General features: G+C 44.1%; 13 protein-coding genes and 1 pseudogene. 8 read left to right on the plus strand and 6 right to left on the minus strand.

The features are described 5' to 3' along the window. Positions 1 to 18: 18 nt before the first annotated feature. Together L0M98_RS12640 and L0M98_RS12645 are read right to left on the minus strand one after the other, a co-directional pair. On the minus strand, positions 19 to 1,203 hold the full coding sequence (locus L0M98_RS12640; protein ID WP_186976839.1) for an ROK family transcriptional regulator: 1,185 nt from the start codon (positions 1,201 to 1,203) through the stop codon (positions 19 to 21). A gap of 137 nt (positions 1,204 to 1,340) precedes the next feature. Beyond that, positions 1,341 to 2,261: a cation diffusion facilitator family transporter gene (locus L0M98_RS12645; protein ID WP_186976841.1), complete on the minus strand. Its 921-nt coding sequence runs from the start codon at positions 2,259 to 2,261 to the stop codon at positions 1,341 to 1,343. A gap of 237 nt (positions 2,262 to 2,498) precedes the next feature. Here L0M98_RS12645 and metK point away from each other — a divergent pair, with 237 nt between their 5' ends. Next, positions 2,499 to 3,785 (plus strand): methionine adenosyltransferase, encoded by a 1,287-nt coding sequence (gene metK, locus L0M98_RS12650; RefSeq protein WP_227216269.1) that lies wholly within the window; start codon positions 2,499 to 2,501, stop codon positions 3,783 to 3,785. A gap of 137 nt (positions 3,786 to 3,922) precedes the next feature. On the opposite strand, the gene L0M98_RS12655 is transcribed toward metK, so the two are convergent. Beyond that, the gene (locus tag L0M98_RS12655; RefSeq protein ID WP_099290811.1) at positions 3,923 to 4,603 is read right to left on the minus strand and encodes a zinc metallopeptidase; all 681 of its coding nucleotides are present in this window, start codon (positions 4,601 to 4,603) and stop codon (positions 3,923 to 3,925) included. Positions 4,604 to 4,789: 186 nt separating this feature from the next. On the opposite strand from L0M98_RS12655, the gene L0M98_RS12660 reads away from it, so the two are divergent. From L0M98_RS12660 to L0M98_RS12665, 3 genes and pseudogenes are all read left to right on the plus strand, one after another. After that, entirely contained in the window at positions 4,790 to 6,949 is a 2,160-nt protein-coding gene (locus L0M98_RS12660; RefSeq protein ID WP_227216270.1) for an elongation factor G, read from the plus strand. Positions 6,950 to 7,187: 238 nt separating this feature from the next. After that, positions 7,188 to 7,772: pseudogene (locus L0M98_RS22695) on the plus strand (ABC transporter permease); the annotation flags it as partial. A gap of 174 nt (positions 7,773 to 7,946) precedes the next feature. After that, complete coding sequence (locus L0M98_RS12665) at positions 7,947 to 10,559, plus strand: golvesin C-terminal-like domain-containing protein (protein ID WP_227216357.1); 2,613 nt, start codon at positions 7,947 to 7,949, stop codon at positions 10,557 to 10,559. An 84-nt stretch (positions 10,560 to 10,643) separates the two neighbouring features. On the opposite strand, the gene L0M98_RS12670 is transcribed toward L0M98_RS12665, so the two are convergent. Then, the gene (locus tag L0M98_RS12670; protein ID WP_227216271.1) at positions 10,644 to 11,108 is read right to left on the minus strand and encodes a hypothetical protein; all 465 of its coding nucleotides are present in this window, start codon (positions 11,106 to 11,108) and stop codon (positions 10,644 to 10,646) included. Between the two features lie 213 nt (positions 11,109 to 11,321). Between L0M98_RS12670 and L0M98_RS12675 the strand changes: the two genes are divergently transcribed. The 4 genes from L0M98_RS12675 (at position 11,322) to folK (ending at position 16,065) form a co-directional block, all read left to right on the plus strand. Continuing rightward, the gene (locus L0M98_RS12675; protein ID WP_227216273.1) at positions 11,322 to 12,041 is read left to right on the plus strand and encodes a 16S rRNA (uracil(1498)-N(3))-methyltransferase; all 720 of its coding nucleotides are present in this window, start codon (positions 11,322 to 11,324) and stop codon (positions 12,039 to 12,041) included. A gap of 428 nt (positions 12,042 to 12,469) precedes the next feature. Next, complete coding sequence (locus tag L0M98_RS12680) at positions 12,470 to 14,740, plus strand: ATP-dependent helicase (RefSeq protein ID WP_227216275.1); 2,271 nt, start codon at positions 12,470 to 12,472, stop codon at positions 14,738 to 14,740. 145 nt (positions 14,741 to 14,885) lie between these two features. Then, complete coding sequence (locus tag L0M98_RS12685) at positions 14,886 to 15,518, plus strand: DUF4290 domain-containing protein (RefSeq protein ID WP_099290613.1); 633 nt, start codon at positions 14,886 to 14,888, stop codon at positions 15,516 to 15,518. A 67-nt stretch (positions 15,519 to 15,585) separates the two neighbouring features. Next, complete coding sequence (gene folK, locus L0M98_RS12690) at positions 15,586 to 16,065, plus strand: 2-amino-4-hydroxy-6-hydroxymethyldihydropteridine diphosphokinase (protein ID WP_227216276.1); 480 nt, start codon at positions 15,586 to 15,588, stop codon at positions 16,063 to 16,065. Positions 16,066 to 16,105: 40 nt separating this feature from the next. Here the strand turns inward: folK and L0M98_RS12695 are convergent, their stop codons facing one another. Further along, positions 16,106 to 16,342, minus strand: a complete 237-nt coding sequence (locus L0M98_RS12695) for a hypothetical protein (RefSeq protein WP_227216278.1) — start codon at positions 16,340 to 16,342, stop codon at positions 16,106 to 16,108. A 94-nt stretch (positions 16,343 to 16,436) separates the two neighbouring features. Beyond that, the gene (gene murA / locus L0M98_RS12700) at positions 16,437 to 17,744 is read right to left on the minus strand and encodes a UDP-N-acetylglucosamine 1-carboxyvinyltransferase (RefSeq protein ID WP_186976858.1); all 1,308 of its coding nucleotides are present in this window, start codon (positions 17,742 to 17,744) and stop codon (positions 16,437 to 16,439) included. Positions 17,745 to 17,944: the final 200 nt, after the last annotated feature.

Consider the following 17,944-nt stretch of genomic DNA (forward strand, 5'->3'; position numbering starts at 1 on the left):
CCTCCTTTTATATACCGGTTAATAGAGTGAATAAACACTCTCCGAATCATCATACAAATGTTCCATCACAATCATCAACGTTCCCAGTATCGCCGAATAGCCTCCCAAGTTACTCATCACCAGCTCGCAATGATTGCGCATCCGTGCCAAAGCGTATTTATTTACCGCCTGTCGCACCGGAACGATCAGCAAATCCCCCGCCTCCGTGACTTCACCCCCGATCACGACCATATCCGGGTTAAACAGGTGTATCATCGCGGCAATCCCTTCGCCCAACTTCTCGCCCGCCTGATGCAACACCTCGATTGCCGAAATATCGTCTTTTCCGGCGGCATCTATAACGGCTTGCAACGACCTCCCCGCCACTTTCTCGATTGCCCGACCGGAAGACACCGTTTCCAAGCATCCGATTTTCCCGCAATGGCAAGGCGCATCCAGTCCCGAAATACGGATATGCCCGAACTCTCCGGCCATCCCGATTCCCCCGCGATACAACTTGGAGTTCAAAATCATTCCCAAACCGATACACTCGTTTACGCTAATACAAAGAACATTGTTTATATTTTTCGCTATCCCGAACGTGTGTTCCGCCATTGCCATCACGTTCGAGTCATTATCGATAAACACGGGCATCCCCAACATTTCTTCCAGAATGTCCTTCAAACCGGGACGTTCGTACGTCAGATAAGTATAGGTATTCCCTTCCCGGTCTATCAATCCCGGAAGCGCAACCCCGCACATTTTGATCTTCGCGCGGTCAACACCCAATTTCTCGATAACCTCGTCAATTCTCTCCTTGATATATTTCAGCGTGACGTCATCATCCTGTCCTTCCAATATGGACGGGTATTCCAGAATCCCCTCTATCGGCTCGTTTTGCAGGTTAAAAATAGCTATTCGCAAATACTCGCGCCCTATATCCACGCCCAGTATATAGGCAGCATCGGGATTCAATGAAAAAACATGAGGACGTTTCCCCCCGATAGAATTTCCGCATCCCCGGTCAACAACCCAACCTTCCTCCATCAACTCATCAATCATCTTACCGACCGTGGGAGTAGTCACGTTTGTCAACCGACAGATTTCAGGCTTCGACAACTCGCCCATCTTGTAAAGGAAGCCGATAATCGCCTTCTTCTGCAAGTACCGTTTCTCCTTCAAGCCCGGTAAAAAACCTTTATTTATGGTGTTCGAGTCGTTCATAATTTCATCTATCCGAAGAATTCATCATTATCACACCACAAATATACAAAATACTTTCTAAAATATTTACGAAAGTATCACTCAAAATGAAAAATATTTTTCTTACTACATAACTTTTACCCGTTATTCAAAACATGCTATTCATCCGGGCAACTGTAACAACCTTCCGATTCGTACTCTATCTCGACGGTCAAGTGGTCGATTCCCATCTCTTTCAACTTATCGACAGCCTCGTGCTTTACCTTGATAACATCTTCCCGCGAGGCAACGTCCGGGACAATCAAATGAGCGGAAGCGATATTCTTCTCCCCGTCCAACGTCCACACGTGCAGGTCATGCACTTCCTTCACTCCCGACACCCCCTCCAGAACAGGCTTCACCTTATCTTCCGGTATACGTTCCGGCGTCGCTTGCAGAAGAATCCGGAAAATAGCGTACAGGTTGCGACACACGTTTGTCAGGATAAAAATACCGATACACACGGACAGAAGCGGGTCTATGAAATACCATCCCGTGTAACGGATAACCAAGCTGCCGACCAGTACCGCCAACCACCCCAGCACATCTTCCAGTAAATGTAGCATCACGGCACGCTGACTGATGGAATTTCCCTTCATCAGACGCAACGCCGCAAAACCGTTTACCGCCAACCCCGCGATAGCCAACCACATCATCCCCGAATAATTCACCTCGGCAGGATGAAAAAGACGGGGTATCGTCTCCATAAAGACAAAAACAGACCCGACGAGCAACACGATAGAATTAATCAAAGCTCCCAAGGTTGAAAACCGCTTGTACCCGTAAGTAAATGTCCGGGTTCTCCGTTTCTTCGAGTATCGTTCCAAGAAAAAAGATACCCCTATCGAAAAAGCATCCCCGAAATCATGGACGGCATCCGATATAATCGCTACCGAATTCGTCCACACGCCCCCGATAATCTCGATAACAGCAAAACCTAAATTCAAGAAAAAAGCGATACCCAAATTCTTCGTACTATCCCCGTGGGAATGATTGTGACCTGCATGTGAATGTCCCTCGTGCGAATGTTCGTTCTTCATGGCTACTTATTTTTTGTAAAAATACTCAATTCTTCCATGAATGGTTTCATTTCATCGAGAAAATAATTACCTTTGCACCCGATAAAAGTGGAAAGATTTGGCTGATTGCAACCACGGAAAAAAAGTGCTAAAACGCAGAATAATTCTGAATTCAACCATCCATGTACTTTCCTATAGTTTAATTTACGATTTATGATTCAATCTAAAATCTAAAATCCTTAAATCTAAAATTAATTTATGGGATACTTATTTACATCTGAATCCGTATCGGAAGGACATCCGGACAAAGTGGCAGACCAGATTTCGGATGCCGTGCTAGACAAAATCATCGCGTTCGACGCGGACGCCAAGGTTGCCTGCGAAACACTGGTAACCACGGGACAAACCGTCATCGCGGGAGAAATCAAAACGAAAACTTACGTGGACGTGCAACAAATCGCCCGTGACGTGATCAACCGCATCGGTTACACCAAAAGCGAATACATGTTCGACGGGAACAGCTGCGGAGTCCTCAGTGCCATTCACGAACAATCTCCCGACATCAACCGGGGAGTGGTACGCGAAGACCCGATGGAACAAGGAGCCGGCGACCAAGGCATGATGTTCGGTTACGCTTGCAGCGAAACGGATAACTACATGCCGCTAGCTCTCGAGTTATCACACCTGCTGTTATTCGAGCTCGCCCGAATCCGCAAGGAAGGACAGGAAATGACCTACCTGCGCCCGGACTCGAAATCACAGGTAACCATTGAATACGGCGACGACAACAAACCCGCCCGTGTTCACACGATAGTGATCTCCACCCAGCATGATGAATTTGTCCGTGCCAAAGAAACATCACCGGAAGCCCGGCTTGAAGCTGACTCCCAAATGGTGGATCAAATCCGTTGGGACATCATCAACATTCTGCTTCCGCGGGTAAAACAACAATTGCCGGAACGCGTGCAAGCCCTGTTTGACGAGAACCTGATTCTCCACGTCAACCCCACGGGCAAATTCGTGATCGGCGGTCCTCACGGGGATACCGGGCTTACCGGAAGAAAAATTATCGTTGACACTTACGGCGGAAAAGGTGCGCACGGCGGCGGCGCATTCTCCGGCAAAGACCCTTCCAAAGTAGACCGTTCAGCCGCTTACGCCGCCCGTCATATCGCTAAAAACATGGTTGCGGCAGGCATCGCCGATGAAATATTAATTCAAATCTCCTACGCCATCGGTATCGCCCGTCCCGTGGGAATATTCGTGAACACTTACGGCACGGCAAAAGTGAACCTGAGCGATTCCGCTATTGCCGGGAAAATCGAACAACTTTTCGACCTTCGCCCGAAAGCCATCGAGCAACGCTTGAAACTCCGTAACCCGATCTATCAGGAAACGGCAAGTTACGGCCACATGGGAAGAACTCCCAGAACCGTGAAAAAAGTATTCACCTCGAACTATTGGCCGACTAAAGAAGTAGAAGTCGAACTTTTCACGTGGGAAAAACTCGATTACGTCGAAAAAATCAAAGAAGCCTTTTTATAAAAAACGAGAGGGAACACCTCTCGTTTTTTTAGTTCGTAAAGTTTATAAAGTTCATAAAGTTTATAAAGTTGAACCTTCGGTTCTCAAAGTCCTTATACCTTACGAACCTTATAAACTTTATAAACCTTACAAACTTATTAGTCCCTCCGCCCCATAAAGATCATGACATAATATAATAAGGTAGCTAAAGAACCAAGTGCGGCAATCACGTACGTGTAAGCAGCCCATTTCAAGGCATCCTTAGCACTTTCTTGCGATTCGTAAGTCGTTATGCCGGAATTCCGCAACCATGCCAATGCCCGATGACTGGCATCAATTTCCACGGGTAACGTGATAAAACTAAATAAAGTCATTGCTCCAAAAAGAATAATCCCAGCCAACATTACTTGAGGGAATGCCTGTAATGTTAAGATTCCCGCCAACAGTATCCATTGTACCCACCGGGAAGCAAAACTTACCATCGGCACCAAAGCCGAACGCAATTTCAACATACCGTAAGCCTGCGCGTGTTGCAAAGCATGACCGCACTCGTGTGCTGCCACAGCCGCAGCTGCCACATTGGCACCATAATATACTTCCTGACTCAAATTAATCGTCTTGTTCGTCGGATTATAATGGTCGGTCAGTTGCCCCTGTACACTACCGATCTTCACCCCTTGTACACCATTATCCCTCAACATTTTCTCCACCACGTCTTTCCCGGTCATCCCGTTAGCGGTGGGTATTTTAGAGTACTTCTTAAAACGAACTTGTAACTGGTGACTTACCAACCAACTCAAGATCGCAAATCCAATAAATATTATCCAAATCAAACTCATTCCTGTCATAAATCAATCAAATTAAAATTCATTTCAAATATATACAAAAAACAGACCATTCCCCCCGTTGATAAATATTTTTAGCAAGAATGACATAAACTATTGCTTTTTAATAAAATCTTCACTAATTTGTAACCCTCGAATTATTTGAACAGTTATATACGTTATTAACTAAACTGTATTATAATGAAGACCTATAAACCTAACGAAATTAAAAACATCGCGCTGGTGGGTAGTGCCGGGTCCGGCAAAACCACGTTAGCGGAATCCATGATGTACGAGGGCGGGGTCATCCCGCGCAGAGGTAGCATTAGTGCAAAAAACACTTCATCCGACTACCGTCCGGTAGAACAGGAATACGGATCATCAGTATTCCCGGCTGTACTATACACGGAGTGGAAAGAGCACAAGCTCAATTTTATTGACACCCCGGGTGCAGACGATTTTGTCGGAGGAGTTATCTCTGCGCTGAACGTTGTCGATACCGGAGTAATGGTCATTAATGCCGTTAGAGGTGTCGAGGTAGGAACCGAAATCATCGCACGTCACGCGAAAAGACTCAACAAACCGTTGATTTTCGTTATCAACCAAGTAGATCACGAGAAAGCGAATTTCGACCACACGATGGAACAAGCGAAAGCCGCTTTCGGTTCAAAAGTCGTGCAAGTACAATACCCCGTGAACCCGGGACTCGGATTCAACCGGGTAATTGACGTTTTAAAGATGGAAATGTACCAATGGAAACCCGAGGGCGGCAAACCGGAAGTACTCCCCATCCCCAAAGAAGAAGAAGAGAAAGCGCACGAACTGCATAACGCATTGATCGAGGCTGCCGCCGAGAACGACGAGCAACTCATGGAATTATTCTTCGAGAAAGGCTCGCTAACAGAAGACGAGATGCGCACGGGAATCCGCAAAGGACTCATCGCACGGGATATGTTCCCCGTGTTCTGCGTGTCGGCAGAGAAAGACATGTGCGTGCGTCGTTTCATGGAATTTGTTATCAACGTGGCACCGAGTGCCGGCAGCATGCCCCCGTCCATCACCGAAGACGGTCAAGAAGTTCCTTACGACGAAAAAGGCCCGACCTCCCTGTACATGTTCAACACCACGGTAGAGCCTCATTTGGGAGAAGTGATTTATTTCAAAGTGGCTTCCGGCACGGTACATGAAGGTGACGATCTATATAACGCCACCAACGACAGTAAAGAACGTATCTCCACGCTATACGCGGTAGCCGGGAAAAACCGTGCGAAAGTACCTGAAATGATGGCAGGAGATATTGGCGCCACCGTTAAACTGAAAAACACGAACAACGGCGACACGCTGAACGAGAAAGACGTTCATTATAAATTCGGTCAAATCCAATACCCGAATCCCCGTTTCAGAACAGCCGTACGTGCCGCCAACACGAGCGACGAGGAAAAACTCGCCGAAGTACTGCAACGTATTCATCAGGAAGACCCCACGTTCCTCGTGGAATATTCCAAGGAATTGAAACAAATGATTATCTCCGGTCAGGGAGAATTCCACCTGAACACGATGAAATGGCGCATCGAGCACAACGACAAGTTGGAAATCGAATTTTACCCGCCAAGAATACCGTATCGCGAAACCATCACCAAATACTCTTACGCCGACTACCGCCACAAGAAACAATCGGGAGGTGCCGGACAATTCGGAGAAGTACATCTCGTGATAGAACCTTATGCCGAGGGCATGCCCGCCCCGACCATGTACAAAATCAACGGTGTCGACAGCAAAATTTCAGTGAAAGACACCGAAGTCGTTGAATTGCCGTGGGGAGGGAAATTGGTATTCTACAATTGTATCGTGGGTGGTGTCATCGACGCCCGCTTCATGCCGGCAATCTTGAAGGGTATCATGGAGAAAATGGAAGAAGGCCCGCTTACCGGCTCATACGCCCGCGACATCCGTGTCAGCGTGTACGACGGCAAGATGCACCCCGTGGACTCAAACGAAATCTCGTTCAAACTTGCCGGACGCAATGCCTTCAGCGCCGCGTTCAAACAAGCCGGTCCGAAAATCCTTGAACCTATCTACGACGTGGAAGTCCTCGTTCCGGACGAATACATGGGCGACGTGATGGGCGACCTCCAAACCCGTAGAGCCATCATCATGGGAATGGAAGCCGACTCCGGGTTCCAGAAACTAATGGCGAAAGTACCGTTAAAAGAAATGCAACGCTACTCCACGGCATTAAGCTCCATCACCGGTGGACGCGCCTCCTTCACGATGAGTTTCGCCAGCTATGAAAAAGTGCCGTCAGAAGTTCAGGATGAGCTGCTGAAAACTTACCAAGAAGAGAAGGAAGACGAAGATTAATTACAGATACATAAATTCAACTTACACGACTCCAACTATTTTGATTGTATTCAAAATAGTTGGAGTTTCTTTACTCGCGAACAAGTGGAACAATACTAATTACACGGAATAACAGCCACTAAATTTCATTATTCCCGGAGCAATACATCAATTTTACATATTAATAATACAAAAACAAATACATTTGTATATATTTGTATCATCACACGCTCAAAACTTGCAAACAATACATTAATCTATGACACCCGAGAAACAAACAGAAGAATTGTCTAAAAACAAAATTCTTAATTTACATGTCATTCATTATAACATAAAACTCTTGCTAAGAAGCAAGTTCTTGATCATCTATTTTCTTTTCACGTATGGAATCATTATATATGCACAAATACGAAACCAAAGTAATATTTTCTATTCTTCCAGCTTGGATGAATTAAACTTCTCCTCGTTTATTCCATACATGAATACTTTCCTCTTCTCTATTTTTCTAACACTCCCGTTAATTGTCTTCGGATCATACTTTTTGTACAAAGAACGCAAAATCGACACATTAGAAACAATATACTATCGCCCGATAAGTAACACGAAATATATACAGGGAATCTGTTTTGCATTTATTTGTGTCTTTGGTGGAGTTGCCACATTACTTCTGTTATTAACCATGTTCACGCATGTATTTACCAGTTCTGCACCTTTCAATATATTACATTATTTATTTTATCTGCTCACGCTACTTGTCCCCACCATTATATTTATATTGGGACTCTCGTTTTTCATGGTTACTTGGATAAAAAACCACATACTAAGTATTATTATTCTTTTGGGATACGTGTTTTTCACCGTATTTTACATTACAGATTATCAATCCGGCCTTCTTGACCCGTTCGGGATCACGCTTCCCAATACATTCTCTGACATCACGGGACACCCGAATATAACAAATTATCTTCTCCAACGCGGTTGCTGGCTTTTCCTTGGCTTAGGATTAATTCAATTGACCGTGCTTAACTTTCCCCGGCTTCCCAATCATCCCTCAAAAAAACAGAGGCTCTACATCACAGTAACTCTCATCACAATCGGACTTCTCTCCGGTATCACCTTTTTCATTTCAAACCAATGTTCACTCTCACTCCGTCATACTTATTCTGACATCTATAACAAATTTACATCCGCCCCCAAAGCAACATTACTATCGCAAAACATAAAATACGAGCAAACGCATAAAAAAATGTCAGTAAATTCCGAATTACTCGTACAAAACCTATCGGGAAAAATACTTGATGAAATTATCCTCTATCTTAATCCCGGTTTAAAAATCACTTCGCTGACTTCTAACGGAATACCCCTACCTTATGAACGCAAGCAGCAAGTCATTATTATTAAAAACCAGCTCCTTGTCAATGATTCAATAGAGTTTCAAATATCATACGAAGGACGAGTCGATGAAAATTTATGCTATTTGGATATCCCGGACAAAGCAATCACGAATACAAGTGATAAAATGTATTTAGCGAGTCGCCACGGAAAACATTACGCATACCAAGAAAAAAACTTCACTTTACTAACCCCGGAAGTTTCATGGTATCCAACAACGGAACCTCCCGTAAATCCACATTCACCACACGAAACACCTAAAAATTTCACGAATTATACATTACAAGTATCACCCACCGGAAAAAACAAAGCAATCTCACAAGGGAAAAAATCATTTAACAGCAAATACACCGTTTTTAAAAATGAATATCCACTCACCGGTATTTCACTCTGTATCGGGGATTACATAACTCGTAGAATCACAGTTGACTCAATCACATACGAACTTAATATCTTTAACAAACACGCCCACTTATTCAAAAATTTCGGGAAACACAAAGATTTCTCTCTCGTGGACTTAATACGACAAGTGAAACATGTAGCAGAAGTTACCACAGGAAAAAACTATCCCTACAAACGATTTATCCTCACCGAAACCCCTGTCAATTTCACCTCTTACTTTCGTAACGCGCAAGGGGGAAGTGAATTCGTTCAACCGGAACTGGTATTCTACCCGGAGCGAGGATTCGGCACACCAATTTCTCCAAGCAAAAAAACAACCGACGAACAAAGTTCAAGTATTCAAAATTTCCTATTAAAAGAAAACAACATTCAACACTCGTTTTCATGGGAAAATATTCTGGCACTATATTCAAGAAAAAAAAAGCTACTTTATCCTGATTCTTTCGAGTATTCGAAAAACCTGCATTTGATTTTCCCGCTTTTTATCAATCAAATGACATACCTGTATTCAAGCGAATACCCCTGCATCAATACCATCGTCAACATCACTTTAATTGACAACAACGCGACAAACACAGACGGACGCAAACATATATTACCGAGAACAGAGTTTCAAGCCATAGAATATCTTTCCGGCAAGAGTCTGAAAGAAGCTTTGCAAGACGAGCACATCGAATCACCTGTTCTTGATGCCATTCTAGTATTAAAAAATCGGGAATTGGTAGATATTCTCAACACACGAGGCATACCCCAAGATAGCCTCATATCATTTTTGAACACTTTTATCACCCGGTATCAATTTCAAAAAGTGAATTTTCAGCTGCTCAACGAAGAATTCAAAGCAAAACACCACATCGATTGGGAAGAAATTATCCCTATATGGTACAATTGCAATCAAATTCCAACCTATTTTATTCAAAACACCTATTACACTATTATCAAAACAACAGACGGACGCCACCGGAGTAATGTCAAATTCAGCATTTTCAACAATAGCAACGTAGACGGCATCATAAATATCGAAAGTAAAACCTTACCACCCGGTGGTTTGACCGCATTGCGACAGGCTCTTGACGAAAAGAAAAGAGCACACCTCATTAAATATCAAGCGATTGAAATCAAAGCCAACACGGGAAAAGAATTCTCTTTCATGGTGGACAACTTACGCGCAATAAGTCTAAACACGAACATTTCAGGAAATATCCCGAACCGGATTCAAATTAACAGCACCCCTAATGCCTTCTCATCCGATACGACACAATATACACGTGATCTTACTAAAGAACATTTTCTAACAACACCTGACGAAACTATCGTGGATAACACCGATCCCGGATTCAAAACGACACAATACTCCGGTAAATTACGAGCTCATCTGAAAAATGATATCCATACATGGGAAAAGTACGAGAACTTCAAATCTCAATGGATAACAACTTCCCCCGATACATGGAAACAATATATCCATCAAGAAGCCTATGGTTTCCCGATTCGAAGTTACATGTACAAAAAAGTGAAATCCAGCAACAAATCTGCAGCAGAATGGAAAACCAATCTCGACAGGGAAGGAATGTTCGAGATTCTGGTCTATATACCGGAAAACTATATTCCAGCTAATAATCGTTTAAAATCCTATATACAAAAATATGGAATTTTTTTCCATGACAAGCAGGAAGAACTCTCGTACATTAATATGAATCAAAATCAAGGCTGGCACTCTTTAGGTTCATTTTATTGCACACCCGGAGAGCATAAAATATTTCTTTACGATGAAGGTGACGAGGAGCAAATTCTCATTGCGGACGCCATCAAATGGGTATATAAAAACACGAAATAACACTGACAAAACGTGATTATACATTAGATACCGTAAAAACAAATATTCCAACAATTCTAATGTATAATCATTTTTCAATCCATATCATTTACTTATTTTCACTTTTGTTTTACCCGCCGCAATTACTTTTGAGCCATCATAAAACAAAATCTCCATACTCCCCGGCAATCCGTCCATAAAAGTATAATCCGGCATAAAAAACGTAAATCGACATATCAAATCTCTTCCCATTTTTAAAGGCAATTCCGCATTTACAATATGAGCCGAATAATCATTTTCCGGCATAGGAATATTAAACGTCACTCCTAACATTGTGATTCTTGCCTCGATTCCAAGACGATATACATCAAATGGAGCTTCCGCACAAATATACATTTCTAGCGAACTTCCCAATTTTAAAATCAAAGGGTCCCCCTCGTGTTGACCATCCACGTTCCAATATATAAAACTAGGAGTACCGGGCACTTCATCGAAAATAATAGCACGTGCGGTATAAAAAACACCACAACTTAAAACGACAATAAACACTAACAATTTAATTTTTTTCATACTAATTTATTTTAGATTAATAATCATATTTGCAAATATATTAAATCTCAATGAATAACTCAACATAAATATATCACATTAGTAAAATAATTACAATATATAATCACAACACTAAACAAGAAAAGAACGTACGCTTAAAAATATTATTATCGACTGCAATTGTGTCTTATCAAGCCTTTTTATACCTTTGCCCCGTCATTAAAACACGGAACTATGCACCTATTTTACACGCCGGACATCACGGGCAATGAATACACGCTACCGGAAGAAGAATCAAAACACTGCATCAAAGTACTTCGCCTCGAAGCGGGTGACCGAGTATCGCTAATCGACGGTAAAGGGGGATTCTACACCTGCGAGATCATCCAGCCGAATGCCAAGCGCTGTGAAATCAAGTGCATCGAGAAAATAGAACATTACGGGCAACGGGAGTTCCGCGTACATATCGCCATTGCCCCGACCAAAAACATCGAGCGCATCGAATGGTTCCTCGAGAAATGCACGGAAATAGGAATCGACGAGATCACCCCGCTACTCTGCGAACACTCGGAGCGAAAGATCATCAAACCGGACAGACTGGAAAAAGTAATCGTTTCCGCCATGAAACAATCGCTGAAAGCCTACCTTCCCGAGCTTCACCCGATGACACCCTTCGACGATTTCGTGCAGGCACGGCGGGAAGGCGTAAAATGTATCGCCCACTGTGACGAGGACAACAAAAAACGACTGGACGAAGCCTATCTCCCCGACCAGCCGATCACCATACTAATCGGTCCCGAGGGCGACTTTTCCAGCCGGGAAATAGAACTTGCCAAAAACAACGGCTTTATCCCCCTGACACTGGGCGAAAGTCGCCTGCGCACGGAAACCGCAGGCATCGTGGCTTGCCACAGCATCAATTTCATACAGGAAACCCGAGTAAAACACGACTGACAAACGGCATCTTCCCTTACTTGGCTATAACTTTTCCTACCCGCAAATTAGGGATATACTACCCCATTAGGCGGTTAAAAGGCGACAATTGGCAGACTATTGGGCGGGATCGCCCACTCTTCGCCTACTTATAGCCCACTCTTCGCCCACGTTTTAGTAAAAAATACGCTTTTTTAACTTGGGCGAAAAATCCTCGTTCCGTAGCAATACACGACCAAAATTTTAACAAGTTTTACCCGACACCGGAGCTTAACCCTAGCATAACCGTTATGCCTCCCTCACTCAAGCCAAAGAGAGTGAGATAAATATTCCCCGCATAAATGCTCCTTCGGAACAAATTGTAAATTTTCACGCGATACACCAGTCGATATGGAAATGATTTTATATTTTTGCACGACTAATTCAAGATTCCAGAAAACTCAAAAATCGTGGACTTTATTAACGAATTGAACGAGAACCAGAGAGAGGCTGTTGTAAACACGGAAGGCCCCACGCTTGTGATTGCCGGTGCAGGATCGGGAAAGACAAGGGTATTGACATATCGCATCGCTAACTTGCTGAGCAAAGGCGTACCCGCCTACCGTATTTTGGCGCTAACCTTCACGAACAAAGCGGCACGCGAGATGCAAAAACGTATTGCCACGCTCGTCGGACAAGGAAATGCCTCCAACTTGTGGATGGGGACATTTCACTCCATCTTCTCGAAAATCTTACGGGTGGAAGCCGAACATCTCGGGTACACGTCCAATTTCACGATATACGATTCGCAGGATTCCAAGAACCTGATCAAATCGATCGTTAAAGATTTAAGACTGGATGATAAGGTATATAAACCGAACGACGTGCTGGGACGAATCTCCATGGCTAAAAACAATCTGGTCGTAGCGCAGGCGTACGCCCAATCGGCAAAAATCGTGGCTGCCGATCAAGCGGCGAAAAAACCGATGATCACGGAAATATACAAGTATTACCAGTTACGATGCCGCCAAAGCGATGTCATGGATTTTGACGATCTATTGTTGCAAACCAATATATTGTTCCGTGACTTCCCGGAAATACTTGAAAAATACCAGAAGAAATTCGATTACATTCTGGTCGACGAGTATCAGGATACCAATTACTCGCAATACCTTATTATCAAGAAACTCGCGGAACAACACAAGAATATATGCGTGGTCGGGGACGACGCGCAAAGTATTTATTCTTTCCGGGGCGCCCGTATCGAGAACATTCTGAATTTCCGAAACGACTACCCCGGCTACAAGCTCTGCAAACTGGAGCAGAACTATCGCTCCACGACCACCATCGTGGACGCGGCGAACAGTATCATCAGCCGGAACAAGGAGCAGATACCCAAAAAGACTTTCTCGGAAAACGAGGAAGGCGACAAAATACGGGTAATGAAAGCCATGTCGGACAAAGAAGAAGGTTTCCAAGTTGCCCAAGAGATATTCCGCATCTCCCAGAACGAGCAAGCGGAATTTAATGACTTTGCCATCCTTTACCGGACAAACGCGCAATCCCGTATCATGGAAGAGGCTTTGCGCAAAAGAAATATTCCTTACAAAATATACGGGGGACTCTCTTTCTATCAAAGAAAGGAGATCAAAGACCTGTTGGCATACCTTCGCCTGACCGTCAACCAGAATGACGAGGAGGCCTTGAAGCGAATCATCAATTATCCCAAAAGAGGTATCGGCGACACGACCGTGGACAAACTCAAGGAAGTCGCCCTGAAATACAACGCGAGCATCTGGACGGTACTCTGCAACTTGAACAAAGTACCCGGCGTGGTTTCTGCCGCGACGGCTGCCAAACTGACGCATTTCAGGCAATTGATCGAGGGCTTTACCGAGTTGGCAAAAGAAGAAAACGCGTACGACACGACTTACCGTATCGCCAAAACATCCGGTATCATCGACGATCTATCCGCCGACGATACCCCGGAAGGCGTATCCCGAAAGGAAAATATACAGGAGTTGCTAAACGCGGTGAAAGACTTCAGCGAAACGGCTTACAACGAGGGACGGGATGATAAACTCCCGTCGTTCCTCGAGGGAGTTGCCTTGTTGACTGACCAAGATAGCGAAAAACCGGAAGACAACAACAAGGTGACGCTGATGACCATTCACTCGGCGAAAGGATTGGAATTCGAGAATGTCTTTATCGTGGGCATGGAAGAAGACCTCTTCCCCGCTCAACAAAGCGCTTATACCCCCGCGGCTCTGGAAGAAGAAAGACGCCTGTTTTACGTGGCACTGACCCGCGCGGAGAAAAAAGTGGTCATGACATACGCCACCACCCGCTACAAGAACGGGAACGTGGTGTACCCGCAACCGTCACGATTTATCGCGGAAATCGACCCCGTGTATCTGGAAGGTTTTTTCACCCCCACCCGCTCACGGGAAGACCGGCAATTGCAAGTGCCGGGACGCGTGACGAGGATGGCAAAACCGACTTTATCCCCTCAGCCGAACGTGGAAATACCGGATGTGGACACCTCCAGATTGCAAGCGATCAGCGGCGACACGGTAGTACCCGGAATGATTATCTATCACCCGAATTTCGGGGCGGGAAAGGTCATCACGCTCGACGGATTGGGGGTAAACAAAAAAGCTAAAGTGCTATTTGCCAAGCATGGTCAGAAAGTACTTTTGTTAAAGTTTGCAAAACTATACGTGCAAGGGGATACAAATTAACGACTTATAAATAAAAAGTATTATATTTGCGGCATATTCTAAATATCTATAATTACACGTGAGGGAGTTTTATTCCGGTATAGCGAAATGATTTTTCCGGCGTTTCCCCATAAATAACTAATTTAAATACAAAACATATCCTGTAATGGACTATAATAGCCAAAGAAAAAAACTGATTCTTCCGGAATATGGGAGAAATATTCAAATAATGATTGACCATCTGGCAACAATAGAAGATAGAGACGAACGCACCCGTGCAGCCAGAACGATTATCAGCGTGATGGGAAACTTGTACCCGCATTTACGCGACGTGCCGGATTTCAGGCATAAACTGTGGGATCACTTGATGATCATGTCGAATTTCACGTTGGATATCGACTCCCCCTACCCGCTTCCCGATAAAGCCATTCTGGAAGAAAAGCCGGAAAGGCTGCCGTACAGCAAACACCGTATCAAATATAAACATTACGGATTGCTCACCGAAAAACTAATCGAGAAAATCAAGGAAACAGAAGACCCTGAAATAAAGAGAGTTCTTACCGTATTGACGGCAAACCACATGAAAAAATCGTTCCTCACGTGGAACAAAGACTCCGTGGAAGACGAACAAATCTATTGTGATATAAACACGTTGTACGGTGGTAATATCGAAATGCCGGAAGGAATGACATTATCTCATTCTAAAGACTTGTTGCAGAAGACGAATAAAAAACCTTCCAACAACAATAATAATAACAGGCAACAAAAGAATAGAAAGTTCAATTACAAGAAACACTAATTTATTTTAGATTTCAGACTGAGGTTACTCAATCTAAAATCTAAAATCTAAAATCTAAAATTAGTACATGCTGGTAACTCTTATTTTCGGGGGAAATCAAGGTGACCGGAAAGCACTCATTGATGAAGCGGTAAAAGAAATGTCGGAGCTCGGGAAGATCGAAACTCGTTCTTCCCTCTACGAAACCGCCCCTTGGGGATTTGAATCGGAGAATACCTTTTACAATCAAATCGTGACCTACAACACGGAATTATCCCCGGAAGAAGTTCTCGACAAATGCCAGCAAACCGAACAAAAACTGGGGAGGGTACGCGCGGGAGTACAATTCTGTTCCCGTACCATGGATATCGACATACTGTTCTGTGACTCACGGATCATCGACACCCCCCGTCTGACAGTACCTCATCCCAGAATGGCACAACGCAATTTTGTCCTGTGCCCGTTAAATGAAATCATGCCGGACTTCATGCATCCCGTTCTCCGTAAAAAAATATCCGAACTCCTGCAAGAAAGTCCGGATACTTTAAAAGCCGAAATAATTTTGTAATTTACGATTTTAGATTTATGATTTTAGATTACAAAAATCTTCATAGAGTATCCTTCAATCTAATATCTAAATTATAATATTCCGTTTGTTTAGTTTGTGTTTTGCCTTCCATTGCACCATGCCGAGTGGTAGTCGCAAATTTTGCGACTACCACTTGTCCTTCCAATTCTTCATGCATAACATTGTTGATATGTTTACCAATGGTCTTTACATCTCTATCAAACAATACAGACATCTGCTGACGATTGAGCCATACTGTTTTTTCTTCTGTTGACACGGGAACTTCCAATACAGTCCCCGCATCCTTGAAGAACGCAATCTTATTTTTCCATATTGTTATTCATATTCAACAACTTACACACTGTAATCAATTACACCATTCTCTTGATCTCCGCCCCGATAGCGTTCAGTTTCTCGTCGATATTTTCATACCCCCTGTCGATCTGATCGATATTGTCAATCACGCTCTTTCCCGGTGCGGAGAGGGCAGCGATCAACAAGGCGATTCCGGCACGGATATCCGGAGAGGTCATTTTCGTGGGACGCAGTTGCGACTCGTGGTTTTGACCGATAACCGTGGCGCGGTGCGGGTCACAAAGAATGATCTTTGCTCCCATGTCGATTAACTTATCCACGAAAAACAAACGGCTCTCGAACATCTTCTGGTGAATCAGCACACTACCCCTAGCCTGCGTTGCCACAACCAAAAAGACACTCAACAAGTCGGGTGTCAAACCCGGCCACGGGGCATCGGCAACCGTGAGAATGGACCCGTCGATAAAGTCCTCTATCATGTAATGCTCTTGACGGGGGATGTATAAATCATCGTCCCGTTCCTCGATGCGGATTCCTAACTTGCGGAAAGCATTCGGGATAATTCCCAACTGGGGAATGGCGCATCCCTTGATCGTGATCTCCGAACGCGTCAAAGCGGCCAACCCGATGTAACTACCGATTTCAATCATATCCGGCAAACAACGGTGACGGCAACCGTGAAGACTCTCGACACCCTCGATAGTCAACAGATTGGAAGCAATCCCCGAAATACGGGCTCCCATGGCATTCAACATCTTGCAAAGTTGTTGCACGTAAGGTTCACAAGCCGCATTATATATAGTCGTAACCCCTTCGGCGAGGACTGCCGCCATCACGATATTCGCGGTTCCGGTCACCGACGCCTCGTCCAGTAACATATAAGCCCCCTTGAGCTTTTGTGCCGACGCCTTAAAACACCCGGACACCCCGTCATACTCGAAAGTAGCCCCCAACTTCTCGAAGCCCAAAAAATGGGTATCCAGACGACGACGCCCAATCTTGTCCCCACCCGGCTTCGGCACCAACCCGAAACCGTGGAGCGCCAACAAAGGTCCGAGAATCATGATGGAACCGCGCAAACTGGATGCCTTATGGTAGAAATCTTCCGTTTCCAAGTACTTCAAATCGACATTGCAAGCCTTGAAGGAGTATTCCCCTTTTTGCAATCGCTCCACCTGCACACCGATACCTTTCAGCAACTCGATCAACTTGATCACGTCCAGTATCTCCGGTATATTGCTAATCACTACTTCTTCTTTCGTCAACAGGCAGGCACATATCACCTGCAACGCTTCATTCTTCGCTCCTTGAGGGACCAGTTCGCCCTTTAACCGCTTCCCTCCTATAACTTCAAACTTACTCATTCCGTATCTATTTTGTTCCGACGTAAAACTATCAAAAAATAGACGAGAAACAAAACAACACCAATTTTAAATTTGCATGACCAAAATTATTGCATACATTTGTGAAAATCATTTTTTATTGAAAAATGATTCTCACGTACCCAATATAAAAAGCTAACTCGTTTATTGTATAATAAATAATTAACGACTAAAATTACATT

This window comes from Butyricimonas sp. DFI.6.44 (assembly GCF_022132345.1).
Lineage (GTDB): Bacteria > Bacteroidota > Bacteroidia > Bacteroidales > Marinifilaceae > Butyricimonas > Butyricimonas muris.